The sequence below is a fragment of the Mycobacterium sp. NGS66 genome (assembly GCF_059812225.1).
The window spans coordinates 218,738-245,086 of record NZ_JCALCG010000008.1; the positions used below are offsets into that span (position 1 = coordinate 218,738).

Consider the following 26,349-nt stretch of genomic DNA (forward strand, 5'->3'; position numbering starts at 1 on the left):
TCGAAAAGGCGATTTTGCGTCTGCTCGGCGTGCCTAGCGCAGCGCGTCCCCGGGAAATCCGCGGCAAGGGTGCACTTCGTAGGTGAAGACCCCGGCGGCAACCCCCGGGTCCGCATCCATGATCGCGGCGGTGTCCTCGAGGGTGGCGTCGAACACCCCGACGCCGCACACCTCGGAGTCGTCGGTGATGGGCAACACCACCGCCAGCACGCCGTCGTCCCGCAACCCGAAGTTGCGACGACCGTGTTCCCAGACGATCCCGGGCGTCGAGTCGTCGCCGAAACGCGGCCCCTGCTTGAGGATTACGACGCTGTAGAGCTTGGCGCTGGGCAGCAGTTCGCTCATCTCCTCGTCGGTAAAGGTCCTCATGACCGTCCCTTCTTCTTGCGAATGATCGCCCGCAGCCGGTCCAGCCGCCCGGCGATCTCCCGTTCAGCGCCATGAGCAGACGGCCGATAGTAGTCCACACCGACCAGCTCATCCGGCGGATACTGTTGGGCCACAACGCCATCGGGATCGTCGTGGGAATACTTGTAGCCCTGCGCGTTGCCCAGCGCCGCCGCGCCGGAGTAATGCCCGTCGCGCAGATGGGCGGGCACCAGACCGGCCTTGCCCGCCCTGATGTCGTCCATCGCCGCCCCCAGCGCCGTCGTCACCGCGTTGGACTTCGGCGCGGTGGCCAGGTGCACGGTGGCATGCGCCAGCGTCAGCTGAGCCTCGGGCATGCCGATCAGCGCCACCGTCTGGGCGGCGGCAACCGCCGTCTGTAGCGCAGTCGGATCGGCCATCCCGATGTCCTCGCTGGCCAGGATCATCAGCCGGCGCGCGATGAAGCGTGGATCCTCGCCCGCCACCAACATGCGGGCCAGATAATGCAGCGCCGCGTCGACGTCGGAGCCGCGCACCGACTTGATGAAGGCGCTGATGACGTCGTAGTGCTGGTCGCCGTCGCGGTCGTAGCGGACCGCGGCCTTGTCCAGGGACTGCTCGATGGTTTCGACGCCGACCGAAGCACCCGCCGCCTGAGCTGCCTCGGCCGCCACTTCCAGCGCGGTCAACGCGCGGCGGGCGTCGCCGGCGGCCAACTGCACCAGCAGGTCTACGGCGTCCGGTGACACAGGGACTTCACCGCCCAGGCCGCGGGGGTCGTCGATCGCGCGCTGCACCACGGCACGGATGTCGTCGGTGGACAACGGCCGCAGCTGCAGGATCAGCGATCGGGACAGCAGCGGCGCCACCACAGAAAACGACGGGTTCTCGGTCGTCGCGGCGACCAACAGCACCACCCGGTTTTCCACCGCGGACAGCAGCGCGTCCTGCTGAGTTTTGGAGAAACGGTGCACCTCGTCGATGAACAGCACCGTCTGCTCGCCGCGAAGGAGCGCACGCCGGGCGTTCTCGATGACGGCCCGAACGTCCTTCACCCCCGCCGACAACGCCGACAGCGCCACGAACCGGCGTCCGGTTGCCTGCGAGATCAGCGCCGCCAGCGTCGTCTTCCCGCTGCCTGGTGGGCCATAGAGGATGGCCGATGCCACGCCAGAGCCCTCGACCAGGCGACGCAGCGGTGACCCGGCCGCCAGCAAGTGATCCTGACCGACGACCTCGTCCAGCGATGCCGGGCGCATCCGCACCGCCAGCGGCGCCGACGCGCCCGCGAGCCTCAGCTCCCGGTCGCTAGGTTGCGGCTCGCCGGGCAGGTCGAATAGACCGTCGGACACGGTTTCAGGCATACCACGCGAGGGTGACACCGGCGCAGAGGCGAAACTTCCTTGCGCTCAACCCGCGCGTCTCGGCCTTCAATTTGCTAAGTTCCCGTTTGCCAGGTTTCGGTGCACCGACGACAGCGAATGAGGACGGCAAATGAGCCAGCCCCCAGACCCCTACGGCAGCAACCCAAGTTCTTCGGGCTACCCGCCGCCCAACTACGGCTCCCAACCGCCTCCGCCCGGGTACAACGCACCGCCCCCACCTCCGCCACCGCCCGGCTATGGTCCGCCTGGAGGCCAGCCCGGTGCGGGCTACGGGGCGCCTCCCCCACCACCCGGACCGTCGCAGGGCTATGGCGGGCCCCAACCCGGCTACCCGCAGCCAGGGTACGGCGGGCAAACCGGCGGCCCCGGCGCGCAGTTCGACTTCGGCGACGTGTGGAACTGGGCGTGGAACAAGTTCGCCGAGAACGCTGTGCCGCTCCTCGTTTCGGCCGTGATATACGGCGTGATCGCCGGCGCCATTTATGGCGTGGAGATATTACTGACCCCGAGCCCGACTCCCGGGACTTATAACCCGTCCACCGGCGCATATACTCCCGGGGACACAGGCAACGCAAGCGTCGCGTTGCTCATTACGTTGGTCGGCTCACTGGTGTCGTTGGCGGTGAGCCTCTACCAGCAAGCCTCCTTCACGTCGGGCACCCTCGACATTGCCGACGGCAAGCCGGTGAACATCGGGACGTTTTTCAAGCCGCGCAACTTCGGCGGCGCTGTTGCCACCGCGCTGCTGGTGGGCATTGGCGTCGGCATCGGACTGGTCCTTTGCATCGTCCCGGGCCTGATCTTCGGCGTACTCGCGATGTTCTCGATCCAGTATGCGATCGACCGGTCCCTGTCGCCGATCGATGCCATCAAGGCCAGCATCGCAACGGTCAGGGCCAACGTGGGTCCCGCGCTCTTGTGCGTGCTATGGGTGTTCTTGGCGTTCGTTGCCAGCGCCGTGACGTGCGGCCTCGGCTCGATCGTCGCCGTAGGGTTCAACTCGCTGGTGCTCACCTATGGATACCGCAAGCTGAGCGGCGGTCAGGTCGTCGAGGTGGCGCAGCCCGGGTACCCGCAAGGTCCCCCACCGGGCATACCGCCGGGACCTCCGCCTCAATACAGCTAGCGCCACCAGACGCAAAGCCCCACGCGGACGGCGTCAGGGGCTTTGCGTCTCGTTCCCCCCAACTGCGCTGCGCTGCAACCTGCTGAGCGTTGTGATGAGATCAGCGGTGATGAGCAGCAACGTCGCGTGGAAACGGGATGCTCTTGGCGCGCCTGGCATCTCCCACCTGCCATGCCTGCGTACGGTGCAGCAGTAATGAGATGCGCAGAACCGGCCCGACGATGACACTCGGCGCGACCGAGGGGCGCTACGACGTCGACCGGCTGGTGGCCGGGTACCGTACCGCGCGCGCCCAGGAGGCCCTGTTCGATCTGCGTACGTCCGGCTCGGCAGGCCGAAGCTACGACGAGTTCGTCGACGCCGACGGCAGCGTGCGACCCGCTTGGGCCGAGTTGGCCGACACCGTCGCCGAGCGCGGCCGGGCCGGACTGGACCTGCTGCGCTCGGTGGTGCAGAACCTGATCGACAACGACGGAATCACTTACACCGGAGTCTCGGCAGCCGAAGCCAGCTGGGACCGGGCCGCCGGCGGGCACGGCCCCGAGCCGGGACCCTGGACATTGGACACGCTGCCGCTGGTGATCTCGGCGGCCGATTGGCACCTGCTGGAGTCCGGGCTGGTGCAGCGGTCGCGCCTGCTCGACGGGGTGCTCGCCGACTTGTACGGGCCGCGCAGACTGCTCACCGAGGGCGTTCTCCCCGCACAGTTGGTGTTCGCCCATCCCGGCTACGTGCGAGCGGCGATCGGGATCGAAGTGCCAGGGCGCCATCAGCTGTTCATGCACGGCTGTGATGTGAGCAGACGGCCCGACGGCGGCTTTCAGGTCAATGCCGACTGGACCCAAGCGCCGTCGGGAGCCGGCTATGCGCTGGCCGACCGCCGGGTGATGGCGCACGCGATTCCCGACCTCTACGAAAGGATTGCGCCGCGGCCGACCACCCCGTTCGCCCAAGCGCTGCGGCTGGCGCTGATCGACGCAGCACCCGATGAAGCCCAGGACCCGGTGGTGGTGGTGCTCAGCCCGGGTATCTACTCCGAAACCGCCTTCGATCAGGCGTATCTGGCGACGTTGCTGGGTTTCCCATTGGTAGAGAGCGCAGATCTGGTGGTGCGCGACGGCAAGCTGTGGATGCGCTCGTTGGGCACGCTCAAGCGGGTCGACGTGGTTTTGCGCCGGGTCGACGCCGACTATGTGGACCCGCTGGATCTGCGCCCCGATTCCAGGCTGGGCGTGGTCGGCTTGGTGGAGGCACAACACCGCGGGACGGTCACCGTGGTCAACACGTTGGGCAGCGGCGTGTTGGAAAGCCCAGGGCTGCTGCGGTTTTTGCCCGAGCTCGCCGAGCGCCTGTTGGGCGAAGCCCCGCTACTGCACACCGCGCCGGTGTACTGGGGCGGCATCGCCAGTGAACGCTCTCACCTGTTGGCGAGGCTGCCGTCGCTGTTGATCAAATCCACCGTCGGCGCGGAAACCTTTGTCGGACCGGCACTTTCGTCGGCGCAGCTGGCCGAGCTGGCCGCACGCATCGAGACCATGCCGTGGCAGTGGGTCGGGCAGGAACCGCCGGAGTTCTCGTCGGCACCCACCGACCATGCCGGTGTGCTGTCGTCGGCCGGTGTCGGGATGCGATTGTTCAGCGTTGCTCAGCGCAGCGGCTATGCGCCGATGATCGGCGGGCTGGGCTATGTACTGCGGCCAGGACCGGCCGCATATGCACTGAAAACCGTTGCGGCAAAAGATGTCTGGGTCAGACCGACGGAACGTGCACGTGCCGAGGCGGTGCCTCTCCCGGTTTTGGAGCCCGCTTTGACGGCGCCGGGACGGCATCCTGGGCAGAGCGGGGCCGGCACGCTGGGCGTGAGCTCGCCGCGCGTGCTGTCCGACCTGTTCTGGATGGGACGCTACGGCGAGCGTGCGGAGAACATGGCCCGGTTGCTGATCGTCACCCGCGAGCGCTACCACGTATACCGCAACCAGCAGGTCATCGAGGAAAGCGAGTGCGTGCCCGTGCTGATGGCCGCACTGGGCGGCATCACCGGGACCGATATCGGAACCCTCGATGACCACGCCGAGCTGGTGGCCGTCGCTCCCTCGATGCTGTGGTCGCTGACCATGGACCCAGACCGGCCGGGTTCGCTGGTCCAATCGGTGGACGGGCTGGCCCTGGCCGCCAGGGCGGTACGCGACCAGTTGTCCAACGACACCTGGATGGTGCTGGCCAACGTGGAGCGCGCGGTGGTACAGCGGGACGACCCGCCGCAGTCGCTGGGCGAGGCCGACGCGTTGCTCGCCTCCGCGCAGACGCAGACGTTGGCCGGGATGCTGACGCTGTCGGGAGTGGCCAGCGAGTCGATGGTGCACGACGTCGGCTGGACGATGATGGACATCGGCAAACGTATCGAGCGGGGGCTGTGGCTGACCGCATTGCTGCGCGCGACCCTGACCCGGGTGCGCAGCGCGCCCGCCGAGCAGTCCATCATCGAGTCCACCCTGGTGGCGTGTGAGTCGTCGGTCATCTACCGGCGCCGCAACGTCGGCATGGTCAGCGTCGCCGCCGTCACCGAGTTGATGCTGTTCGACCCGCACAACCCCCGATCGCTCGCCTACCAGCTGGAGCGGTTGCGGGCCGACCTCAGGGAGTTGCCGGGATCGTCGGGCTCGTCGCGACCGGAGCGGATGGCCGACGACATCAACACGCGCCTGCGCCGCTCGGATCCCGCCGAGCTCGAGGAGGTCATCGACGGCCGTCGACCGGAGTTGGCCGAACTGCTCGATGCGATCCATGCCGCCCTGCGCGATCTCGCCGACGTCATCACCGCGACCCAGCTGGCGTTGCCTGGCGGCATGCAGCCCCTCTGGGGGCCGGACGAGCGACGCATCATGCCGGCTTGAGTGCCGAGTTGGGGCATTCCCCTACCTTCGGTGTGGGCCCACCCCGCTTGCGAGGGAACGCAAAATTGCCCAAATCCCTTGTGATCGCAAGGTTATCTGCCAGGCCCTAGCACTCGCCCCTGACCGTTTTCGAAGCGGAGGATCCCCAAGTCGCCACATCGATCTTCCGGCCAGTGGGCGGTATCCCAACGTTTGCGACGTGCCAACCGCCGCTGGCACCATCAAGCTCGTGAAAAGCGATCTAACTCGTCCGCGGTTGGCCGGACTGCATCACTTTGGGATTTCGGTGGCCAACCTTGAGCGCAGCATTCGTTTCTATTGCGACGTGCTCGGCGCTGATCTCTTGGTGGCGGAAACCCCCGAGGGTGAGGACCAGCGTCGTTTCCCCGGGCGCGCAGCGATTCTGAGCCTGGGCGGCCACGTACTTGACATATGCGAGCATTCAAGCAACGCAGGTGAACGGTTCGACCCAGTGCGTACCGGTCTGGATCATTTCGCACTCGAGGCTGAGTCTTTGGATGACCTCCTGGCATGGGCGAGTTGGCTTGATACCTCTGGTGTTGCGCGATCGGAGATCCGGAAAGTAGCCGGGGGCGTAGGAACAATGTTCGACTTCGTCGATCCTGACGGAATCCAGATAGAGTTCGCCCACTTCAATCTCGGCTGAGCCAGCCCGCCTGCTTCATCTGATGGCAACGGCGTAGCTTGTCGGGATCACAAAACTCATTGTGAGACAGGCGTTTCGACGAAACGCGACGCTTGGTTTAATGGCTGGCCCGAGTGCGTGCCGATGAGGATGTGCACGCGAGGACCGCTCGACAAAGAACCACCCCGGCGTGTCCTGTCGCCTGGAAGGAAATCTTCGTCGTGTTCATGGCGGGGCGTTTGCCGCCACAGCGCTACAGGGTGGTGACATTGTGCGACAGTGTAGGCATGTCGGTGAATGTGACGGTTCGACTCGACGATCGTCTTGCTGAGCGGCTTCGTCTTCGGGCGCGCGCCGCGGGGGAGACGCTTGTCTGACCGGTTGCGCCGCTATGCCGAGGAGGGTGCCCGCCGTGACGAGCATCCGCTGATCACGTTTCGTGATGGGCCGACCGGTCGGCGGGTCGGAGTGATCGGGGGGCCGGACGTGTGGGAGATCGCCATGTGGATCGACGATCTGGGGCCGGTCGATGACCCGGCTGCAGATCTCATTTCCGACCGGGCGATCACGCGCGGCCAGGTCGATGCGGCACTGGCTTACCGCGCCGCCTACCCGGAGGAGATTCAGCCGCGAATCGATCTGCATCGTGACGAGACGACCGCCGCAAGTTCGCGGTGAAGCTGCTGTTGGACGAAATGTACCCGGCCAGGCTGGCGGCTGCGTTGTCTGCAGCGGGCATCGAAGCGGCGACGGTGGCCGAGCTCGGTTTGGCCGGCAGCGCAGACCCCGATGTGTTCGCTGCGGCGGTTGCCAGCGGGTACACGGTGCTGACCGAGAACGTCGGCGATTTCACCCGGCCGGCAGCCGAATACAGCACCGCCGGCGGTCACCATCACGGACTGCTGATCGCGCTCTCGTCGCGGTTTTCCCGCCAGCCCGCGGGCGCCGCAGTGCCGGTCGCCGCCGTGAAAGAAGCCGCCCAGTCGCTTGACGACCGCATCATCTACTTGAAGCAACCAACCTCGTGAGGAACGCGTCCGACGTCACTGCTCCTGACTCCTAAGCGCAGGCCGCGGTGGCAAGATCGCCGGTTGCCCGCGTCGATGCCTTTCCGCGATGTCTTCGAGCCGCTTACGACGACAGCTAGGCTAGACGGTTGAGGTCTTAAGCGACCGCCATATTCGATGCCACTATATTCGATACGAAATCCTGGACACTTTTTGACGTCGGGTCGGCTGAACTGAATTCGTCTGTTGCCGCGGTGTCTTGCGCGAGGCGCAGCATCTGCGGTCCCTCGTCGATGAGCAATCGGTTAAGTCTAAGCGCGGCACAGGTTCTCAGCGCTGGCGCTAGGACACGCTGCGCTTCGTCGGTGTCGCCGACTAGCGCGAGGCAGAGCGCCAACTGAAGCGTGGCGTCAAGGTGTGCACGCGGGCGCTTGTCCTGGTCGACATGACCAAGTCGGGCGCGGGCCCGCTCGCAAGCTGCAGTGAGCGCTGAGGGGCTGCCGTCGTTGAGGAGAAGTCGGATTTGCGTGTCTTCCCTGAGTTCTGCTGTGTCGCGGTCGATTCCGTTGAGTAGCTGTGTACCTTGACCCATGACTCCCTGGGCGAGTCGCTCGTCGATTCCTTGGTTCGACATCGTCGCTAATCGGACCTGTTCATACACCAGGCGAGCTTCGAGTCGCGGTAGTTGCGCTTGTGTAGCGATTTTTAGGCCTTCGGCAATACGGTGGTCGGCGGCGGCCTTGTCGCCGCGGGCAAGCTTTAGCCGCGCCCCGGTCCCGAATGTCGCAAACATGATGTCAACGAGTCCGCCCTCGGCGCCGAGTTCGTAGGCGTCGTCGAGCAATGGTTCGGCTTCGTCGAGTTCGCCGCGTTCGTAAAGAAGCTGCCCCAGCAAGGAGCCGGCGATCTTGGCGATGTAGGTAGGGCGCCCGGATGGCAGCAGCGCGATTTGGATGCCGTGTCGCAGGTGCGCTTCGGCGCCGGCGATGTCGAGCTGCTCGTTCGCGGCGATTGCGGCAAGGCAGTATCCGTACGAAGTGCTGAGTGGCCCGGAGATCCGCTGATGAAACGGACGTGCCCAGTCCTGCCAGCGACGCGCTTCATCGAAGTCCCACGCCCTGAGCGCACAAAATGAGGCGAAATCGGCTGCGCGGCAGAGAATCAAGGGGCGAAGCGTATCAGCCCGGTCCACACATGCCTGAACCGTGGCATCGGCGGAAGGGTCGACGCGGTCCTGGAAAGCAGCGAGTATTGCGACGATGAGGTTTAGCTCGGCGCGCAGGTCGCCGGCTTGATCGCTCGGAACCGAGGCGATGGCGTCCTCGGCCAAGCGAAGCGCTTCCAGGACCGCCGTCGAGCGGCTAAGTGCGACGTTCGCCCATGCAAGGTCGGTCTGCAGCCTGGGGCGCGCATCCGCATATTGCGCCGGCAGCTTGGCCGCAAGCCCGATCAACAAATGCATTTGGTTGTGTTCATTTAGTTCCCCGGCCGCCTGCTCGACAGCGTCGACCGCTTGCCGTGCGTCGCCGGCGAGGATCAAATGATCGACGGCCTGGCTGAGCATCTGGTGTTCGGTAAACCACTGCGCGGCTCGGCGGTGTAGTGCCGGTATGCGGTCTCCTGCGTCGCGCTCGAGGCGCCGCAGCAGGTACTCAGCGAACTGGTCGTGATATTCGAACCATGATCCCTTTGCATCAGTCCTGCGCAGAAAAAGATTACGCTTTTCGATCTCTTCCAGAAGACTCTGGCTGTCCTTGTTATTGGTGAGCGCGGTCGCCAATCCGTTACAGATTTGTTTGGTGATGCAAGTCGACAATAGGAAATCGCGGAGATTCGGCTCAAGGCGGTTGAAGACGTTGGACGCCAGATAGTCATCTATTGCGTCATGTGCTCTATGTCGCCCGGATAGATTCTCGATGAGTGTCGCCGGGTCGGCTTTGTCGCTAAGCGATAAGGACGCCAATTGCAGGGCGGCGGGCCGCCCGCCCGTGGAACTCTCGAGTTCGGCGATGTTGGCGGGCGTGAGCTTGTGGCCGCGCCGCTTGACCAGCAGCGCCCGGGATTCGTCCACATCGAACTTGAGAAGTGACTCATCGATTTCTGTGAGCTCCCCCTGGTCCGCCAACGCGGAGATCGGAAGGCCAGACCGTGTGCGGCTTGTGACAATCAGATGTAAGTGATGGCAGCCATTCTCAATCAGGTAGGCCAATGCATTGATAGTGTCGCTATCGTCCACCCGGTGCCAGTCATCGATGACCAGCGCGAGGGTTTGTTTAGCGGAATGGAGGCCGTTGATCAAGGCGTTAAGGACATATTGTTGCATATTTTCCAAATGTCCTTCGAATTCTTGCTGTAGCGTATCAGCGAGGTCTGGCAAGGTACGCCGGACCGACTCAATCAGGCGAGTGAGAAACCAGATCGCGTTGTTGTCGTCGCTATCTACCGAAAGCCATGCGGTCTTCACCTTCTGCTTGGTGAGGGTTTCGACCCACTGCTTGGCGACGACGCTCTTTCCGTAGCCGCCGGGCGCATGGATCAGGACCAGCTTTGGTCTTGGCCCGGCCCGGAGCTGATCGAGGATTCGTTCCCTCGGCAAGTCTGCGCGCCGCCAATTGTTGTAAGTGTGGACCCAGTGGACGGTTAACGGGATGAGCACCGGGCTCAGAACCGCCAAGCAGAAAGCGATGATGCCGAAGTAGGTGCCGAGAAGTTCGGACATGGTTGCGATCTCTTTCTCTGCAGTGCGGATCGGTGAGCTTCGTTGTTTGCCGGGAATTCGTCGGCGAGCTCGCCGCATCGGGTTGGTCGGCGCCCCGACCGCCGCATCAAGCGACGTTCTCTTGCCGACATGAAATCCCCCAGTCGTCGGGCAAATACGGATGAGATCAAGTATTTGCTACGACTGAGCTGACTTCTACGGTGCTGCTACTGAGACTGCCGGGCCCAACTTGGTGATTCTCACAACCGCATCGTCGAGAACTCGAGCGCCAACCACCCCCGTCACGGCACAGAACGGAGAACACCTCATGCCCGAGGCCGTCTTTTCACCCCGGCCGACGTCATCACCGCCGCCCCGCATTGCTCGGATTCGCCCCCACCAACAGCGTGGTCGTCTTCCTGCTGCGCCGCGACATCACCCACGGACTGCTGGTGCGCTGCGCCATCCGTTGCGCGTCTCAGTTCTCGCGCTACCTGCGCTACAACTCGGCGATGACCGTGTGGATGAACTTCATCTTGTCCAGCACGGCGACCGGCAGCACGAACGGGTACAAATCGTCGTGGCCCATCGATCGGTTCACCATGTTCAGTGACCACGACAACGGCAGCCACATCTCGATGATGTGCCGAAATGCGCTCGGCCCCAGGGCCGGACGATCGAAAGTCGCCGTCGCCGGCGCCAGACCGCACCATGCCGCGGTGTCCATCGTGTCGCGGATGTGCAGATAGTGGGCAAAGGTCTCGGCCCAATCCTCGCTCGGGTGCATGGTCGCATACGACGAGACGAAGCTCTCCTGCCAACCGGGCGGCGCGCCCTGGCTGTAATGGCGGTCCAGCGCCGCCTGGTAGTCGGCGTCGGGGTCGCCGAACAATTCCTTGAACCGCGCCAGGTAGTCACTCGACGGAGCGATCAGCCGGTAGAAGTAGTAGTGGCCGATCTCGTGGCGGAAGTGCCCGAGCAGGGTCCGGTACGGCTCGTCCATCTCGACGCGCAATTGCTCGCGGTGAACATCGTCGCCCTCGGCCAGATCCAGCGTGATGACCCCGTTGTCGTGTCCGGTCAGCACCTGCTCGAATGCGCTGGACAACAAGCGAAATCCCAAGCCCTGCTCGGGATCCCGGTCGCGCCCGACGATCGGTAGCTTCAACTCATACAGCTCGGCGATGAGCCGCCGCTTGGCGGCCTCGGCCCGGGCGAACGCCGCGAGGCCGTCGGTGTCGGCGTCGTTGGGCCGTTCCAGCGTCAGCGCACACGACGTGCACAAGCCGCCGGAACCCCTCGTGGGGACAAGCCAATTACATTCGGCCAAATGAAGATTGGCGCACAGCTGATAGTCCTCGGCAAGCACCGCGCCGGCATGGTCGGTCTTTCCGTCCTGGGCGATCACCAGCAAGGCCATCTGCTCCAGCGAAAACCCGAGCGCGCTGCCACAGGACAGGCACACCGAATTTTCGAAGGCCAGGCGCTGACCGCAGTTCGGGCAGTGAAAGTCACGCATCGAGCGAATCGCCTTCGAAGGGCACCACGTCGACGGCGACGTCGACCACGCTGTGCTCGGAGTTGGTGTAGATGATGCCGCGCAGCGGGGGCACGTCGGCATAATCGCGGCCGCGACCGACCACGACGTAGCGCTGGTCGACCAACTGATTGTTGGTGGGGTCAAGCCCCAGCCACTCGAACTGGCCGGGTTGTTGGGGCGTCCATACCGATGCCCAGGCATGGGTAGCGTCGATGCCGATCATCCGATCCTTTCCGGGGGGTGGGTCGGTGGCCAGGTATCCGGAGACATAGCAGGCCGCCAAGCCGTTGGCGCGCAAGCAAGCGATCGCCAGCCTCGCGAAGTCTTGACATACCCCTTCCCGGGCGGCCAGAACCTGATTGACCCGGGTCGAGACCGTCGTCGTCCCGGACCGGTAGGTGAAGTCGTTGAAGATCCGCGCCGCCAGGTCGCGCATCACGTCGACCAACGGGCGTTCGGGCTGGAAGCTGGGGGCCGCGTAGTCGCGTATCTCGTCGGTGATCTCGGGCGGATTCAGGTCCAACGCGAAGTCGGTGGCCAGCGCTCCCCGGGTGCCGCTGGGCCGGGCGTCCTCCCACGGTTGCAGCGCCGGCCCGCTGGCGTATCGGCTGGGAATCTGCGGGGTCACGTCGACGATCGAGTCGCTGGTCACGGTCAGGGTGCGATGCGGCTCGGTGACGTGGAAATAGGAGCTGATGTTGTCGTAGGCGTCGCGGGTGGTGGAGCTGTCGGCCGGAGTCGGTTCGACGACCAGCCGGTGCGCGACGCAACGTTGGCGCAGCGAGTCGCGCGGGGTGAGAAACCCCCGGCCATAGGAGCTGGTGACGACGTCGGAGTAGCGGTATTCGCTGCGGTGCGTGATGCGGTAGCGGTGGGTGGCGGACTCGAACGCGGCGTCGGGCACACCGAGATTCTGACGAATTGTGGGTTACTGCGACAAAGTGGGAACCATTAACGTCGGTTGACGGCGCGCCGATGGGAGGGAGTGGCAGGTGCGACGAGACGAAATCCGATCGTTGGCCGATCTCGCGGGCGAGGGCACCCGGGTGGTCACCGCGCTGGTCCGCGATATGCACAGTGGGATCTCGAGCCGCGTTTTCAACGCGGTAGGACCGGTGTCCAAGCCCGTGCAGCTGATTCACGACACCACCGCAGCGCTGACCTACCGGCTGGTGGACGGTGCGATCCGCGGATCGCTGCACGGCGCGGGCGCGCTGGCCGCCGAGGCATGCAGCAGCGACGACGATCCAACCGTTCAGGCCAGCCCGCGGGTTGCCGGAGCCGTCGCAGCGCTCAACGGAATCTATGGTGATCAGCTGGCCAACCGCGGAAACACCTTCGCGCTCTCGATGGAAATCCGCCGGCACGGGCAGCCCGTCGCCCTGACCGCCGAGTCGCTCAAGGCAGCATTTCCAGACGCCACCGGGCGGATCGTGGTTTTCGTGCACGGCTGGTGTCTGACCGAACGGTCGTGGTGGCGCCGGCCGCGCACCGGGGAAGTGCATCGCCCGTACGGCAGCGGGCTGCGCGACGAGCTGGGCTTCACCCCGGTTTATCTGCGGTACAACACCGGGTTCCACATCTCGCAGAACGGCCAGAGCCTGGCCGACCTGCTGCATCGGCTGCAAACCGTGTGGCCGGTCCCGGTGGAGGAAATCGCGCTGGTGGGGCACTCGATGGGCGGCCTCGTGGCGCGAAGTGCCTGCCATTACGGACTGCAGCATGAGCAACCCTGGACCGACAAGGTCAGGCATGTGATCTGCCTGGGCTCGCCGCACCTGGGCGCCGATCTGGAAAAGGGCGTCAACGTCGCCTCCTGGGCCCTGGCCAAGCTCCCCGAGACCCGCGCTCTGGCCTACTTCCTCAACCGGCGCAGCTCAGGGGTCAAGGACCTGCGCTTCGGGGCGCTGCTCGACGAGGACTGGCGCGACTGTGATCCCGACGAGTTCCTGCAGGACCGCTGTCACGAGGTGCCCTTCCTGCCGCACGCCGTCTATCACTTTGTGGCCACCTCGGCGGCCCCCCGGGCGGTCGGCCTACTCCTCGGCGACAGCCTCGTGCGTCCGGCGAGCGCGTCCGGGCGCGGCAGGTCTCGCAAAATCCCGTTCGAGTCGGCGCACGGCCTGACCTTGACCGGTCTGCACCACTTCGACCTGCTCAACCATCCGTCGATCTACCAAAAGCTGTTGGACTGGCTGGCTGAGCAGCCGGCGTTACCGGAGTCCGCGAGCTAATTCGACGACGTTAGCGGCGGCGGGCATTCCGGCCTCGGCGCCGGATCTACGCCGAAAGATGCCATAGCTGTGGCGGCGGGAGCACAATCGATTACGTGGCCACCTGGAACGACGTCGCGCGGATCGTCGACCGGCTGCCGCTGACCGCGGAGCCGTCACCGCATGACTGGCGGGTGGGCAAGAAGCTGGTCGCCTGGGAGCGGCCCCTGCGCAAGTCCGACCGGGAAGCCCTGCGCGCCGCCGGATCGCAGCCACCCGAGGGCGACATCCTCGGAGTCCGGGTGTCCGACGAGGGCGTGAAGTTCGCGTTGATCGCCGACCAGCCGGACGTGTATTTCACCACTCCGCATTTCGACGGTTATCCGGCGGTGCTGGTGAAACTGTCGAAGATCGGGATCATCGAGCTAGAGGAGCTGATCACCGAGGCCTGGCTGACGCAGGCACCCAAACGGCTGGTGCAGGAATTTCTCGCGGAGTCGTCATAGGCCTTTGGCTCATGTTGGTCTGAGATCGATCAACCGTTGCAAATCGTCCACGCAGGACTCAACGACGCCCGCGAGCAGCACCTCCGTGTTCTCCCGGGCTGTGGACTGCAACGCCGTAGCGTGACGGCGCGCGGCGTCGACGTGTGCGCTCGCCGTCGCCGCGTCCGAATCGGCGAGCGATGTCGCCTGCGCGAGGTCGACGAGCAGCGGGTGTATCGGTTGCGGGAGCCAATCGGGGGTGTGTAGCGCGGGCGCGACGGCGCGCGCGAGCTGCATTACCGAACCCGCCAGTAGAGCCGCATACAGGGCCTGGTGATCGGCGGCGTACACGACTTGACGCATCCCCCACCGGCGCGGCGCCACCCGCACCGCCTGCCGGGCCGTGGTGCGGGCCTGGATGAGGTTGCCGAGCTGCTCGTGGACCCGGTCGACCGCCGACAACGGCCAGTCAGCCGGTGCCTTCTTCCGACCGGCGGCGAAATCCGCTGTGCGGCAGAGGACCTGGTGCAGGGCGCTCAGCACTTCGCCACGGGCGTTACCGACCAAGACCAGCGGGTTGGCAGGAAAGAGCACCAGGGCAAACAACACGGCCAGGCCGCCACCGATCAGCGCGTCGTAGAGGCGCTCTCCACTGACCCCGCTGCGATACAAGGCCAGCACCAAAACCGCCGACACCGTGGTCTGGTTGACGAACATCAGTCCCTGCCCGATAAAGCCGTGCCCGATCAGCACCGCCGAGCACAACGCCAGCAGCGCGGTAACCGCGATGGGGACGGGGCCGGTCCCAATGACCTTCTGCACGACGGTCCCGATGCCGATACCCAGAGCGACGCCGACCATCATCTGGACCGCGCGCTGGGCACGCAGGACATTGCTGGCCGACAGACAGACCGCGGCGGCGACCGGGGCAAAGAACGGCTGCGGATGACCAAGCAGATCGTGGGTGAGGTACCAGGCCAGACCCGCGGCCACCGCCGTCTGCAGGATCGTCCACCACACGCTGCGGACCCGTTGCAGACCCGCCAGGCCGCCTTCGGCCGCACCGGAAAGCAGCGTCAGCCGCGAGGTACTCATCAGGCTTGCGTACCCCACCGCGCGGCGTGGCGCCCGCTAAGCCGGCTGCAGCGTCTGGGGACTAACCCGCTCAGCCGGCACTCTTGTCACACGTGCCACTCCTGTACCAAGAACTGGCCATATGGTCGCTCTGGAAAGCGATATCACCGGTGATGTCACATTGCAGAAAACACCTACCCGGCCCGCCAGGGACATGCGTGACAGATGTGACTAGATCGGCGCCCGCTAAGCCGGCTGCAGCTCGAAAAGCGGAATCACCCGGCTGGTCTTCGACTGGTATTCGGCGAAGCCCGGCGCGGCCGCGGCGACCTTTTCGAAAAGCTCGTCGCGCTCGGCGGACGGCAGTTCGCGGGCAGTCACGTCGAACGCGTCCGAGCCCACTTCGACGTGCGCGTTCGGGTTGGCCCGCAGGTTGTGCACCCAGGCCGGATCGACGTCGGCGCCGGCGAAGGATCCGATGATGATCAGCTTGCCGTCAATGCGGAAGTAGGCTAGCGGCGCTACCCGCTGCCGGCCGGATTTGGCACCGGTCGTGGTCAGCAGCAACAGATCGGCATTGGCGAACTGGCCGCCGACTTTGCCGTTGTTGGCCCGGAACTCGTCGATGATGTTGTTGTTGAACGCGTTCAGCGTTTCGGTATCAGGGGTCTGTTGGGTCATGCCTGCTCAAACCTACCGGGGCTTGGCGTCTATTCCGGAGTCCTTTGCGCTGCGGCCAATCAGCATGGACGGACCCGCTACGAGAGACGGTGGGCGCTAGTCGCTCGGAACGGTAGGCGACTCATCCCAAATTCACACAATCGCCCAGCGGGGGTCGGTAGCATTCTCCCCCTGGGGATGGCGGAAGGCCCTGCCTATGGACGAGGTGGAATTCGGACGCTATCGGCTGCTGTCGCTGCTCGGCGAGGGCGGCATGGGCGAGGTGTGGCGCGCCCACGACACTGTCACCGACCGAGTCGTGGCAATCAAAGTCCTCACTGCGAAGCTGTCGAAGGACCAGGAGTTTCAGCAGCGGTTCCGACGCGAAGCCCACGCTGCCGCACGATTGGAAACGCCGCACGTGGTGCCGATTTACGACTACGGCGAGATCGACGGCCGACTGTTTGTCTGCATGCGGCTGATCAAGGGCCGCGACTTGGCCAGTGTGCTGGCCGACGGCCCACTGGAGCCCGTACGTGCGGCGCGCATCATCGGCCAAGTCGCCGAAGCCCTCCACGCCGCCCATGAGATCGGACTTATTCACCGCGACATCAAGCCCTCCAACATCCTGCTCGACGAACGCGACTTCGCCTACCTGATTGATTTCGGGATCGCCCGCATCGCTGACGACACGCGAATGACAAAGACCGGCAGCACAATAGGCACATTCGCCTATATCGCCCCCGAGCGCCTGGACGGCCACGGCGAGGAGGATGCCCGCGTAGACATCTACTCGCTGGCGTGTGTGCTGTACGAGTGCCTTGCCGGCGAGCCACCGTTTGGCGGTGACACGATGGCGCGACTTGTTGCCGCGCACCTGAATGCGCCGCCGCCACGGCCCTCTATCAGCCGGCCCGAGGTGCCCACTCGGGTCGATGAAGTCATCGCGACCGGCATGGCAAAGGACCCCGACGAGCGCTACGCCACGACCATCGAGTTGGCCGATGCAGCCCGCGATGCGATCACCGCCCCCATTGCGCGCCAGGCACGGAGTCCGGCGTTCCTCGCAGCGACCGAACCGGTCGGCGATCGTATTACCGCCGAGCCGACCCTCGCCGCCGCCCAACAAGGCGAGCCTGCTGCCTCGCAACCCCTGCCCACTGACCAGCCGGCACCTCAGGCGGTGCCAACCCCGTGGTGGCGCCAACGCCGGCCGAGTCTGATCGCCGCTGCGATCGTCGCGCTGCTTGCCGTCGCCGGCACCACGGGCTACCCACTACGACCGTCGCCCAACACCTCGCCGTCCTCCACCACCGCTCGCCCCCCCGCTGCCCCGACGGGCGCGACAACGGCCACTCTCCCACCCCCGCCGCTGGTCATGGAGGCGGCACTGGATGGGCTTCTGCTCAGCCCCGACCAGATGAACGCCGCGATGGACGCCGCCGGAATGATCGTCAAGCAGACGTGGAACACAATGACGGATATCGGTCCCAATACGACGATGCCACCGGAGTGCCTGCCTCTCAGCGGCGAAGCAGAGGCAGGGGCCTACGCCGAGAGCGGATGGACCGCCGTGCGCGGACAACTGCTCATGGAGCCGGGGCATCATCTCCACTACGTTCAGCAGTTTGTGGTGTTGTTTCCCTCGGCGCAGGCAGCGGCCGAGTTTGTTCGCGCATCATCGCAGAGCTGGCCGGCGTGCGCCAACCGCAGCTACATCGCCAACGTCACCGCGAGTCCCCAGAACCGGTGGAACGTAGGGCCGGTGTCCACCACCAACGGCACGGTCACCGCAACGACAACCCTGCAAGCCAACAGGGAGGCTTGGGTCTGTCAACGGGCGCTGACGGCCCGCAACAATGTAGTGATCGACGTAGGAGCTTGCACCCTGCACAACACGACAGATCAAGGGGTCACCATCGCCACTCAGATCGCCGCCAAAGTACCCACTTAGGCCAATTCAGCAAGCGCCGTTCTCGCTCAACCTATTTGGGCTTGGCGTCTATTCCGGATTCCTTGCGCTGCTGGGCGGTAATAGGCGCCGGCGCGTCGGTGAGCGGGTCGACGCCGCCGCCGGTCTTGGGGAATGCGATCACCTCGCGAATCGAGTCCATCCCGGCCAGCAGCGCCGTGATGCGGTCCCAGCCGAACGCGATGCCGCCGTGCGGCGGCGCGCCAAAGGTGAACGCCTCCAACAGAAACCCGAACTTCTCCTCCGCCTCGGCCTTATCCAGACCCATCACCGCGAACACCCGCTCCTGCACGTCGCGGCGGTGGATACGGATCGAACCGCCGCCGATCTCGTGGCCGTTGCAGACAATGTCGTACGCGTCGGCCAGCACACTGCCGGGATCACTGTCCACCAGGTCCTCGTACTCGGGCTTGGGCGCGGTAAACGCGTGGTGCACCGCCGTCCATGCGCCCGAGCCCACCGCCACGTCACCGGCCGCGGTCGCTTCATCGGCGGGCTCGAACAGCGGCGGGTCGACCACCCAGACGAACGCCCACGCATTCGGGTCGATCAGCCCCAGCCGGCTGGCGATCTCGCCGCGGGCTGCCCCCAGCAACGCCCGCGACGGCTTCGGCGGGCCCGCCGAGAAGAAGATGCAATCACCGGGCTGGGCCCCGACATGCGCGGCCAGGCCGTCGCGCTCAGCGTCGCTCAGGTTCTTGGCCACCGGGCCGCCCAGCGTGCCGTCCTCGCCGACCAGCACGTAGGCCAGCCCGCGATGCCCACGCTGTTTGGCCCAGTCCTGCCAGCCGTCCAGCGTGCGCCGCGGCTGCGACGCCCCCCCGGGCATGACGACCGCACCGACATACGGCGCCTGGAAAACGCGAAATGTGGTGCCGGAGAAGAACTCTGTGCACTCGACGAGTTCCAGCCCGAACCGCATGTCCGGCTTGTCGGAGCCGAACCGCCGCATCGCGTCGGCATAGCTGATCCGCGGTATCGGCGTGGGAATCTCATAGCCGATCAGCGCCCACAGCGCGGTCAGGATCTCTTCGGAGATCGCGATGATGTCCTCGGCGTCGACGAAACTCATCTCCATGTCGAGCTGGGTGAATTCGGGTTGCCGGTCGGCGCGGAAATCCTCGTCGCGGTAGCAGCGGGCGATCTGGTAGTAGCGCTCCATTCCGGCCACCATCAGCAACTGCTTGAACAGCTGCGGGCTCTGCGGCAGGGCGTAGAACGTGCCCGGCCGCAGCCGGGCCGGGACCAGGAAGTCGCGCGCCCCCTCCGGCGTCGAGCGGGTAATCGTCGGGGTCTCGATCTCCACGAACTCCCGTCGGGCCAGCACGGCACGCGCGGCGGCATTCACCTTGGAGCGCAACCGGATTGCCGCGGCCGGACCCTCGCGACGCAAGTCGAGATAGCGGTACTTGAGCCGCAACTCCTCCCCCGCCGGCTCGTCCAGCTGAAACGGCAGTGGCGCGCTCTCCCCGAGCACCGTCAGCGCCGACGCATTGACCTCGATCTCGCCGGTGGGTAGCTCGGGGTTGGCGTTGCCCTCGGGACGGGTCTCGACCACGCCGGTCACCGCGATGCAGAATTCGGCGCGCAGCCGGTGCGCCTGCGCCAGCACGTCTGGCGCGCGAAACACGACCTGGGCAATGCCGGAGGCATCACGCAGGTCGATGAAGATGACGCCGCCGTGGTCGCGCCGGTGAGCCACCCAGCCGGCCAACGTCACCTGCTGCCCGACGTCGTGGGTTCGTAGCGAACCAGCGGCGTGGCTGCGCAACACAAAAAGCTCCTTCTGGGGCGGGTTTGAATGAACGCTCAGTTTAAGGGCCACACCGTAGGCATCCGTCGCGCACGGTAGGTTCGGTCCCATCTCCCCGAACATCGCACTCGTCGGCCCGGGCGCCGTCGGCACGACGGTCGCCGCCCTGTTGTACAAGGCCGGGCATCCGGTGCTGATCTGCGGTCATACGCCGCGTGACAGCATCGAACTGCGGCCCGACGGCGGTGAACCGATCGTGGTGCCCGGCCCGGTGCAGACCGATCCGGGCCGGGTAGACGGGCCGGTCGACGTGCTGATACTGGCGGTCAAGGCCACCCAGAACGACGATGCCGCCGGCTGGCTGAACCGGCTCTGCGGCGAGCACACCATCGTCGCGGTCTTGCAGAACGGCGTCGAGCAGGTCGAGCAGGTGCAGCCGCACTGTCCGTCGTCGCCGGTGGTGCCCGGGATCGTGTGGTACGGGGCCGAAACCCAGCCCGACGGGTGGGTGCGGCTGCGCGGCGAAGCCAGGCTGGTGCTGCCCAGCGGACCCATGGCGGCCGAACTCGCGGAGCTGTTACGCGGCGCCGGCTGCCACGTCGAGTGCGACCCCGACTTCATCACAGCGGCATGGCGCAAGTTGCTGGTCAACGCGCTGGCCGGGTTCATGGCGTTATCCGGACGACGGTCGGGCATGTTCCGCCGCGACGACGTCGCCGAGCTGTCGCGCCGCTACGTCGCCGAATGCCTTGCGGTCGCTCAGGCCGAGGGCGCCCGGCTGCCCGACGAGTCGGTCGACGAACTGGTCGAGATGTTCCGCCAGGTTCCCGAGGACATGGGCACCTCGATGCTGGCCGACCGGGAAAGCGGCCGCCGGCTGGAATGGGACATCCGCAACGGCGTGATCATCCGCAAGGCGCGCAACCACGGGCTTGCCACGCCGATCAGCGACGTCGTCGTGCTGCTGCTGGCCGCCGCCAGCGACGGCCCCGGATGAGCGGAGTTAGGCTGTGCCATGACCTTCAACGAGGGTATGCAGATCGACACCAGCACGGCGTCGTCGTCCGGCGGCGGAGGCGGTGGCGGGATGATGGCGATCGGCGGTGGCCTCGGTGGGCTGGTGATCGTGCTGCTGGCGATGTTCCTCGGCGTCGATCCCGGACGGGTGGTGCACCAGCAGGGAATGAACACCAGCGACTACTCGGCTCCCGGATTCGACTTGAGCCAGTGCAAGACCGGCGCCGACGCCAATAAATACGTGCAATGCCGCGTGGTGGCCACCGGCAATTCGGTGGACGCGGTGTGGCATCAATTGATGCGCAACTACACCCGCCCGCGTGTGCGGCTGTTCACCGGTCAGGTGAACACCGGGTGCGGCGCGGCCACCACGGCGGTCGGCCCGTTCTACTGTCCGGTGGACCAGACGGCGTACTTCGACACCGACTTCTTCCAGGAGCTGGTGGACCGATTCGGTTCCAGCGGTGGGCCGTTCGCGCAGGAGTATGTGGTGGCCCATGAATACGGGCACCACGTGCAGAACCTGCTGCATGTGCTGGGCCGTGCCCAGCAAGGGGCGCAGGGCGCCGGCGGCAACGGCGTGCGCACCGAGTTGCAGGCCGACTGCTACGCCGGGATCTGGGCGCACTATGCGTCTACCACCAAACAGGAGAGCACCGGTGTTCCGTACCTGAACCCGTTGAGCGACAAGGACATCGCTGACGCGCTGTCGGCGGCGGCATCGGTGGGCGACGACCGCATTCAGCGCGAGACCACCGGCAGAACCAATCCCGAATCGTGGACGCACGGGTCTTCGGCGCAACGACAACACTGGTTCACCGTCGGCTATCAGACCGGTCAGCCGGACGCCTGCGACACCTTCAGCGCCCCCGACCTCGGGTAGGGATCAGGCCGTCAGCAAACTCTGCAACTCGGCACGCCCCTGATCATCGAGCGGTAGCAGTGGCGCACGCGGATCTCCCACCGGGAAACCAAGCAAATCCAGACCGGCCTTGACCGTGGTGGCCAGTCCCCCGGCGACGATGAACTCCAGCAACGGCTTCAGTTCGTCGTAAAGGGCCTGCGCCTTTTCCAGATCGCCCGCACGCACCGCCTCGTACAAGTCGATGCATGGCTGGGGCCGTAGGTTGGGTGCTGCCGTGCACCATCCGGAGGCGGCCGCCGTCAGCGCGTCGAGCACCAGTGGATTGCTGCCGTTGTAGAACGGCAGCTTGCCGCCGGAGAGCTCGGCGATGCGCTGCATCCGGGACAGGTCGCCGGTGGATTCCTTGACCATGGTGACGTTGTCGATGCTGTCGAACATGCTGACCAGCAGTTCAGGCGGCATGTCCACGCCGCTGGTGGCCGGGTTGTTGTACGCCATGATCGGAACACCGATGGCGTCGCCGATGCTGCGGTAATGCTGGACGATCTCACGTTCGGTGAGTTTCCAATACGAGACGGGCAGCACCATCACCGCGTCGGCACCGGCCTGCTCGGCATACCGGGCCCGCCGAATTGTCTTGGCAGTGGTCACATCTGACACGCCGACGACGACCGGCACCCGGCCGTCGACGGTGGCGATGGTGGTGTCGACCACGGTGTCGAACTCCGCCTCGTCCAGGTACGCCAGTTCACCCGTGCTGCCGAGCGGTGCGATGGCGTGCACTCCTGAGTCGACGAGCTTCTCGACGAGAGCGGCCAGGCGCTTGGTGTCGATGGTGTCGTCGGCGGCGAACGGCGTCACCGGGTACGCAATGATGCCGTGGATCTCTGTCACGAACAGGCTCCTCTAGTTGGTCAAGGCGTCGGGGTGGCGGCGAAGGGCGCGGCGGGCGTAGTAGGCGAAGTTGGCTGCGCTGCGCGCGGGGGTCAGCGTCCAGTCGTGGGCCTCTCGGGCCAATTCGTCTGGCAGTTCTTTGACAGTCCCGGCGGCCATCGCGGCCAATTGCAGTTTCGCGGCCCGCTCGATCAGTATCGCCAGTGAGCAGGCCTCCTCGATGCTGGCACCGGCAACCACCTGGCCGTGATGGGCCAGCAGGACCGCCTTCTTGTCGCCGAGCGCTGCGCTGATGATCTCCCCTTCCTCGTTGCCGACGGGCACACCCGGCCACTTGGGCAGGAACGCGCAGTCGTCGTAGAGCGGCGTGGTGTCCATGTGCGAGACGACCAGCGGAACTTCCAGCATCGACAGCGCGGCCACGTGGAAGGGATGGGTGTGCACGATGCACTGCACGTCGGGTCGGGCGCGATAGATCCAGCTGTGAAAACGGTTGGCGGGGTTGGGGATTCCGTCTCCGTCCAGCACGTTGAGGTCCTCGTCGACCAGCAGCAGGTTCTCGTCGGTGATCTCGTCGAACCCGAGGCCCAGTCGCTGGGTGTAATAGGTGCCGTCGGCTTCCGCGCGGGCGGTGATCTGGCCGGCCAGACCGGAATCATGCCCGGCGTCGTACAGCGCTCGGCAGGTCAGCGCCAGCTTCTGGCGCTTGGCCAATTGGGATTCTGTTGTCTGCGTGCTGAGCTGTTCCTGCGCCCGGCGCATCAACTCGGACTTGGAATCGGTGAATGTGGTCGCCATGTGACACAATAGTAGCACTATAGGAAACTTTGTGTCATGGAAGGAAGGGGCCCGCCGGTGACAGCACTACTGCGCGCCGTCCGCAGGCAACGCGGCCTCACCTTGGACGGGCTCGCCGCGCAGACCGGGCTGACCAAGAGCTACCTGTCCAAGATCGAGCGCGGCCAGAACACACCGTCGATCGCCGTGGCACTCAAGGTCGCGCGGGCACTCGACGTCGACGTCGGCCGGCTGTTCTCCGACGAGGCCGCCGAGGACAAGATCGCCGTCGAACGCGCCGGCTCGGGTGGCGGCCGATATCGGGCGTTGGCATCGACGATGCTGGGAAAGTCCATGTCGCCGTTCGTCGTTCGCCCGACCGGTGACCCGGCGGACGACCCGCATCCCGAGCACCCCGGTCAGGAGTTCGTCTTCGTGCACGCCGGGACCGTGGAGCTTGACTACAGCGACCAGACGATCACGTTAGGGACCGGTGACAGCGCCTACTTCGACGCATCGCTGCCGCACAAGATCCGCGCGATCGGCCGGCAACGCGCCGAAGTCGTGGTGGTGGCCTGCCGCTAGCGCACTACCAGGGTCGGGTCGAGCACGTAACGCCGGTGGTGGCGCTCTGAGTCACAACGACCTGGCCGTCCACGGCGATCTCGCAATGCAATTCGGGGGTGGCGCCTGAGCCGCAGTCGGGCCAGTGACATCCGCCGCTGGCGGCGACGTAGGCCCATTGGCTCGGGTTTGCCAGCGTCGCGGTGTAGACGAGCGGCTGATCGGGCGTAAATGCCGTCTGGACGGTGTTCATGAACTGTGCCGAATTGGCGTTGAAGGCCGCCTGGTTCGGCGGATCGCTGTTCATGTACCGGACGTTGCCGGTCAGATTGCCGGTGCTGGTGATCGTGTAGGTCACCTGATGGCTGTCCGCATGCGCTGTGCCGGGCATGAACGCGACTCCGGCGACTCCAAGAGCGGCGGCGAAGGTTGCCGCCGCAACCCCGCCTGTCACTTTCTGCACTTTGGTCATATCGAAAACGCTACCGGATGTGTTACCCGGGGTTTTGGGTGGCGCGGGGGTGCACAAAATGCCAGGTTTTGCCGGTTTCGGCGTACATTTGCGCACCCTCGCGGCGTCAGAACAGCGTCTGCTGCATGGGTTTTGGCGCTACCGCGGCTTCGACTGCCGGTGCCGGCTGGCGGTGTTCGCCGCCGAGGCGGTGCTTGGCGAGCAGCGGTGCGGCCCGTCGGCGGAGTAGGTCGCGATAGCTGGGTGGCAGATAGGCGCCGCGGCGGTATAGCTCGCGGTACTTCTCGGCCAACTCGGGATGCGCCGTGGCTAGCCACGACATGAACCAGCCGCGCGTCGAGCCACGCAGATGCAGGCCGAAAACCGTGGCGCCGGTGGCGCCGGCCGCCGCAATCCGGCCGAGCAGCCAGTCGAGGTGCTCGGTGGAGTCGGTGAGATACGGCAGCACCGGGGCGACCATCACGTGACAGCCCAGCCCGGCATCGCGGATCGCGGAGATGAGCCGCAGTCGCGCCTGCGGCGTCGGGGTACCGGGCTCGACGTCGCGGTGCAGCTCCGGATCGCCGACCGCCAGCGACACCGCCACCGATACCGGCACTTGTCGGGCCGCTTCGGCGATCAACGGCAGGTCGCGTCGCAGCAGGGTGCCCTTGGTCAGGATCGACAGGGGCGTGCCGGACTCGGCGAGCGCAGCGATGATGCCAGGCATTAGCGCGTAGCGGCCTTCGGCACGCTGATAGGGATCGGTGTTGGTGCCCAGCGCGACGGTCTCGTGCCGCCAGGACGGGCGGTGCAGCTCGCGGCGCAGCACTTCGGCGACGTTGGTCTTGACCACCACTTGAGTGTCAAAGTCGTTGCCGCAGTTGAAGTCCAGGTACTCGTGGGTCGGACGGGCGAAGCAATACCGACAGCCGTGGGAGCAGCCGCGGTAGCCGTTGACGGTATACCGGAAGGGCAATGCCGCCGCATTCGGGACCTTATTGAGCGCCGACTTGCACAGCACTTCGTGGAAGGTGATGCCGTCGAACTCCGGGACCCGGACGCTTCTTACGAAGCCGATGCGCTGCAGGCCTGGGAGCGAACCGTCGTCGACGGGTGTCCCGTTGACCGCGACTGTCTGACCAGACCAGCGCATAGCTCCTATTCGAACAATAGTTCGATAAAGAGTCAAGCAGGCCGTGCAGCAGTGGCCCCTGCGCGTCGATCACGGCGATGATCGGTCCCAAGCATTCATTGAGAAGCCCGAAAGGGCCGTGGCCGAACCTCTCTCGTAAGGCCACCGCTGACCCGCAATCCCCGATGGAGAAATCCAATGATGTCGATCCTGGTGATAGTCATGCTGCTCGCGATGTGTGTGCAGGGCGCCCGACGCATTGCGGCGCGGCGTCACTGCAACGAGGAACTCCCGGCCGACTATGGAACGAACTCGGCGCGGCCGTGGGAACGTCGTCCGCGCCACGAAGCGGGCCGGCCTTAGGCGTCGCGCGTCAAGATGCGATAGCGGTTAGGGTCCCTGCATGGCAGCGACCGACTTGAAGACGCTGCCCGCGTTGGTGCTTGTGCATGGAGGCGGACTCGCCGCCGATTCGTGGGAGCTCACCATCGACGCGATCCGGCAGCTCGCACCGAAGCTGACCGTGCTCGCGGTCGACCTGCCTGGCAGACGTGGAAAGCCTGGCGATCTGCTGACCGTCACCATTGCCGACTTCGTCCAGTCGGTAGTCGACGACATCGAGGACGCCGGATTGGATGACGTGGTCCTTGTCGGTCATTCGATGGCCGGGCTGGCGATTCCCGGTGTGGCCGCCAAGCTCGGATCGTCGAAGGTCCGCGAGATGGTGTTCGCGGCGGCGTTCGTCCCACCTGAGGGAAAGTCACTGGTGGAGACCCTGACAGGAGTGTGGGCTCCGATCGCACGGCGCAACGCGAGAAGGGGCG

At 65.7% G+C, this 26,349-nt stretch carries 24 protein-coding genes; 12 read left to right on the forward strand and 12 right to left on the reverse strand.

Annotation, left to right across the window (positions count from 1 at the left end; all coding sequences use genetic code 11):
- Positions 1-33: 33 nt before the first annotated feature.
- Together AC5Y2L_RS16805 and AC5Y2L_RS16810 are read right to left on the reverse strand one after the other, a co-directional pair.
- Positions 34-369, reverse strand: coding sequence for a YciI family protein (locus AC5Y2L_RS16805; RefSeq protein ID WP_499936607.1), 336 nt, complete (start codon positions 367-369; stop codon positions 34-36).
- Positions 366-1,733: a replication-associated recombination protein A gene (locus AC5Y2L_RS16810; RefSeq protein ID WP_499936605.1), complete on the reverse strand. Its 1,368-nt coding sequence runs from the start codon at positions 1,731-1,733 to the stop codon at positions 366-368. The genes AC5Y2L_RS16805 and AC5Y2L_RS16810 overlap by 4 nt, the downstream gene beginning before the upstream one ends.
- Positions 1,734-1,863: 130 nt before the next feature.
- On the opposite strand from AC5Y2L_RS16810, the gene AC5Y2L_RS16815 reads away from it, so the two are divergent.
- From AC5Y2L_RS16815 to AC5Y2L_RS16835, 5 genes are all read left to right on the forward strand, one after another.
- The gene (locus AC5Y2L_RS16815) at positions 1,864-2,880 is read left to right on the forward strand and encodes a DUF2189 domain-containing protein (RefSeq protein WP_499936604.1); all 1,017 of its coding nucleotides are present in this window, start codon (positions 1,864-1,866) and stop codon (positions 2,878-2,880) included.
- 221 nt (positions 2,881-3,101) lie between these two features.
- On the forward strand, positions 3,102-5,774 hold the full coding sequence (locus AC5Y2L_RS16820) for a circularly permuted type 2 ATP-grasp protein (protein ID WP_499936840.1): 2,673 nt from the start codon (positions 3,102-3,104) through the stop codon (positions 5,772-5,774).
- Between the two features lie 199 nt (positions 5,775-5,973).
- The gene (locus AC5Y2L_RS16825) at positions 5,974-6,441 is read left to right on the forward strand and encodes a VOC family protein (RefSeq protein WP_499936602.1); all 468 of its coding nucleotides are present in this window, start codon (positions 5,974-5,976) and stop codon (positions 6,439-6,441) included.
- A 348-nt stretch (positions 6,442-6,789) separates the two neighbouring features.
- On the forward strand, positions 6,790-7,098 hold the full coding sequence (locus AC5Y2L_RS16830; protein ID WP_499936601.1) for a hypothetical protein: 309 nt from the start codon (positions 6,790-6,792) through the stop codon (positions 7,096-7,098).
- The gene (locus AC5Y2L_RS16835; protein ID WP_499936599.1) at positions 7,095-7,448 is read left to right on the forward strand and encodes a DUF5615 family PIN-like protein; all 354 of its coding nucleotides are present in this window, start codon (positions 7,095-7,097) and stop codon (positions 7,446-7,448) included. The genes AC5Y2L_RS16830 and AC5Y2L_RS16835 overlap by 4 nt, the downstream gene beginning before the upstream one ends.
- Before the next feature lie 136 nt (positions 7,449-7,584).
- Here the strand turns inward: AC5Y2L_RS16835 and AC5Y2L_RS16840 are convergent, their stop codons facing one another.
- The 3 genes from AC5Y2L_RS16840 to AC5Y2L_RS16850 all read right to left on the reverse strand — a co-directional run bounded on the left by AC5Y2L_RS16840 (position 7,585) and on the right by AC5Y2L_RS16850 (position 12,569).
- On the reverse strand, positions 7,585-10,146 hold the full coding sequence (locus tag AC5Y2L_RS16840; RefSeq protein WP_499936598.1) for a winged helix-turn-helix domain-containing protein: 2,562 nt from the start codon (positions 10,144-10,146) through the stop codon (positions 7,585-7,587).
- A gap of 478 nt (positions 10,147-10,624) precedes the next feature.
- Positions 10,625-11,644, reverse strand: coding sequence for a zinc-binding metallopeptidase family protein (locus AC5Y2L_RS16845; RefSeq protein WP_499936597.1), 1,020 nt, complete (start codon positions 11,642-11,644; stop codon positions 10,625-10,627).
- Positions 11,637-12,569: a transglutaminase family protein gene (locus tag AC5Y2L_RS16850; RefSeq protein ID WP_499936595.1), complete on the reverse strand. Its 933-nt coding sequence runs from the start codon at positions 12,567-12,569 to the stop codon at positions 11,637-11,639. Before AC5Y2L_RS16850 ends, AC5Y2L_RS16845 begins: the two co-directional genes overlap by 8 nt.
- A gap of 88 nt (positions 12,570-12,657) precedes the next feature.
- Here AC5Y2L_RS16850 and AC5Y2L_RS16855 point away from each other — a divergent pair, with 88 nt between their 5' ends.
- Together AC5Y2L_RS16855 and AC5Y2L_RS16860 are read left to right on the forward strand one after the other, a co-directional pair.
- Positions 12,658-13,899 carry an esterase/lipase family protein gene (locus tag AC5Y2L_RS16855; protein WP_499936594.1) on the forward strand — a complete coding sequence of 414 codons (1,242 nt, stop codon included), beginning with the start codon at positions 12,658-12,660 and terminating at the stop codon, positions 13,897-13,899.
- A gap of 95 nt (positions 13,900-13,994) precedes the next feature.
- The gene (locus AC5Y2L_RS16860) at positions 13,995-14,384 is read left to right on the forward strand and encodes an MmcQ/YjbR family DNA-binding protein (protein ID WP_499936592.1); all 390 of its coding nucleotides are present in this window, start codon (positions 13,995-13,997) and stop codon (positions 14,382-14,384) included.
- A gap of 9 nt (positions 14,385-14,393) precedes the next feature.
- Here the strand turns inward: AC5Y2L_RS16860 and AC5Y2L_RS16865 are convergent, their stop codons facing one another.
- Together AC5Y2L_RS16865 and AC5Y2L_RS16870 are read right to left on the reverse strand one after the other, a co-directional pair.
- Positions 14,394-15,458: an FUSC family protein gene (locus AC5Y2L_RS16865; protein WP_499936590.1), complete on the reverse strand. Its 1,065-nt coding sequence runs from the start codon at positions 15,456-15,458 to the stop codon at positions 14,394-14,396.
- A gap of 225 nt (positions 15,459-15,683) precedes the next feature.
- Complete coding sequence (locus AC5Y2L_RS16870) at positions 15,684-16,118, reverse strand: nitroreductase family deazaflavin-dependent oxidoreductase (RefSeq protein ID WP_499936589.1); 435 nt, start codon at positions 16,116-16,118, stop codon at positions 15,684-15,686.
- Between the two features lie 196 nt (positions 16,119-16,314).
- Between AC5Y2L_RS16870 and AC5Y2L_RS16875 the strand changes: the two genes are divergently transcribed.
- Positions 16,315-18,051 carry a serine/threonine-protein kinase PknH/PknJ gene (locus AC5Y2L_RS16875; protein ID WP_499936587.1) on the forward strand — a complete coding sequence of 579 codons (1,737 nt, stop codon included), beginning with the start codon at positions 16,315-16,317 and terminating at the stop codon, positions 18,049-18,051.
- Between the two features lie 31 nt (positions 18,052-18,082).
- Here AC5Y2L_RS16875 and aspS read toward each other — a convergent pair whose 3' ends face one another.
- Positions 18,083-19,882: an aspartate--tRNA ligase gene (aspS, locus tag AC5Y2L_RS16880; protein WP_499936839.1), complete on the reverse strand. Its 1,800-nt coding sequence runs from the start codon at positions 19,880-19,882 to the stop codon at positions 18,083-18,085.
- A gap of 49 nt (positions 19,883-19,931) precedes the next feature.
- Between aspS and AC5Y2L_RS16885 the strand changes: the two genes are divergently transcribed.
- Positions 19,932-20,819: an oxidoreductase gene (locus AC5Y2L_RS16885; RefSeq protein WP_499936838.1), complete on the forward strand. Its 888-nt coding sequence runs from the start codon at positions 19,932-19,934 to the stop codon at positions 20,817-20,819.
- 18 nt (positions 20,820-20,837) lie between these two features.
- Positions 20,838-21,722 carry a KPN_02809 family neutral zinc metallopeptidase gene (gene ypfJ, locus AC5Y2L_RS16890; RefSeq protein WP_499936586.1) on the forward strand — a complete coding sequence of 295 codons (885 nt, stop codon included), beginning with the start codon at positions 20,838-20,840 and terminating at the stop codon, positions 21,720-21,722.
- 3 nt (positions 21,723-21,725) lie between these two features.
- Here the strand turns inward: ypfJ and AC5Y2L_RS16895 are convergent, their stop codons facing one another.
- A complete protein-coding gene (locus AC5Y2L_RS16895) occupies positions 21,726-22,598 on the reverse strand; it encodes a dihydrodipicolinate synthase family protein (RefSeq protein ID WP_499936584.1) in 873 nt (290 codons plus the stop codon).
- 12 nt (positions 22,599-22,610) lie between these two features.
- Positions 22,611-23,396: an aldolase gene (locus AC5Y2L_RS16900; protein WP_499936582.1), complete on the reverse strand. Its 786-nt coding sequence runs from the start codon at positions 23,394-23,396 to the stop codon at positions 22,611-22,613.
- 57 nt (positions 23,397-23,453) lie between these two features.
- Between AC5Y2L_RS16900 and AC5Y2L_RS16905 the strand changes: the two genes are divergently transcribed.
- The gene (locus tag AC5Y2L_RS16905) at positions 23,454-23,960 is read left to right on the forward strand and encodes a helix-turn-helix domain-containing protein (RefSeq protein ID WP_499936580.1); all 507 of its coding nucleotides are present in this window, start codon (positions 23,454-23,456) and stop codon (positions 23,958-23,960) included.
- A gap of 4 nt (positions 23,961-23,964) precedes the next feature.
- Here AC5Y2L_RS16905 and AC5Y2L_RS16910 read toward each other — a convergent pair whose 3' ends face one another.
- Complete coding sequence (locus AC5Y2L_RS16910) at positions 23,965-24,411, reverse strand: Rv2576c family protein (RefSeq protein WP_499936578.1); 447 nt, start codon at positions 24,409-24,411, stop codon at positions 23,965-23,967.
- 106 nt (positions 24,412-24,517) lie between these two features.
- A complete protein-coding gene (locus tag AC5Y2L_RS16915) occupies positions 24,518-25,546 on the reverse strand; it encodes an Rv2578c family radical SAM protein (RefSeq protein ID WP_499936576.1) in 1,029 nt (342 codons plus the stop codon).
- 382 nt (positions 25,547-25,928) lie between these two features.
- Between AC5Y2L_RS16915 and AC5Y2L_RS16920 the strand changes: the two genes are divergently transcribed.
- Positions 25,929-26,349: alpha/beta fold hydrolase (locus AC5Y2L_RS16920; RefSeq protein WP_499936574.1), on the forward strand; the 421-nt coding region annotated here is incomplete at its 3' end.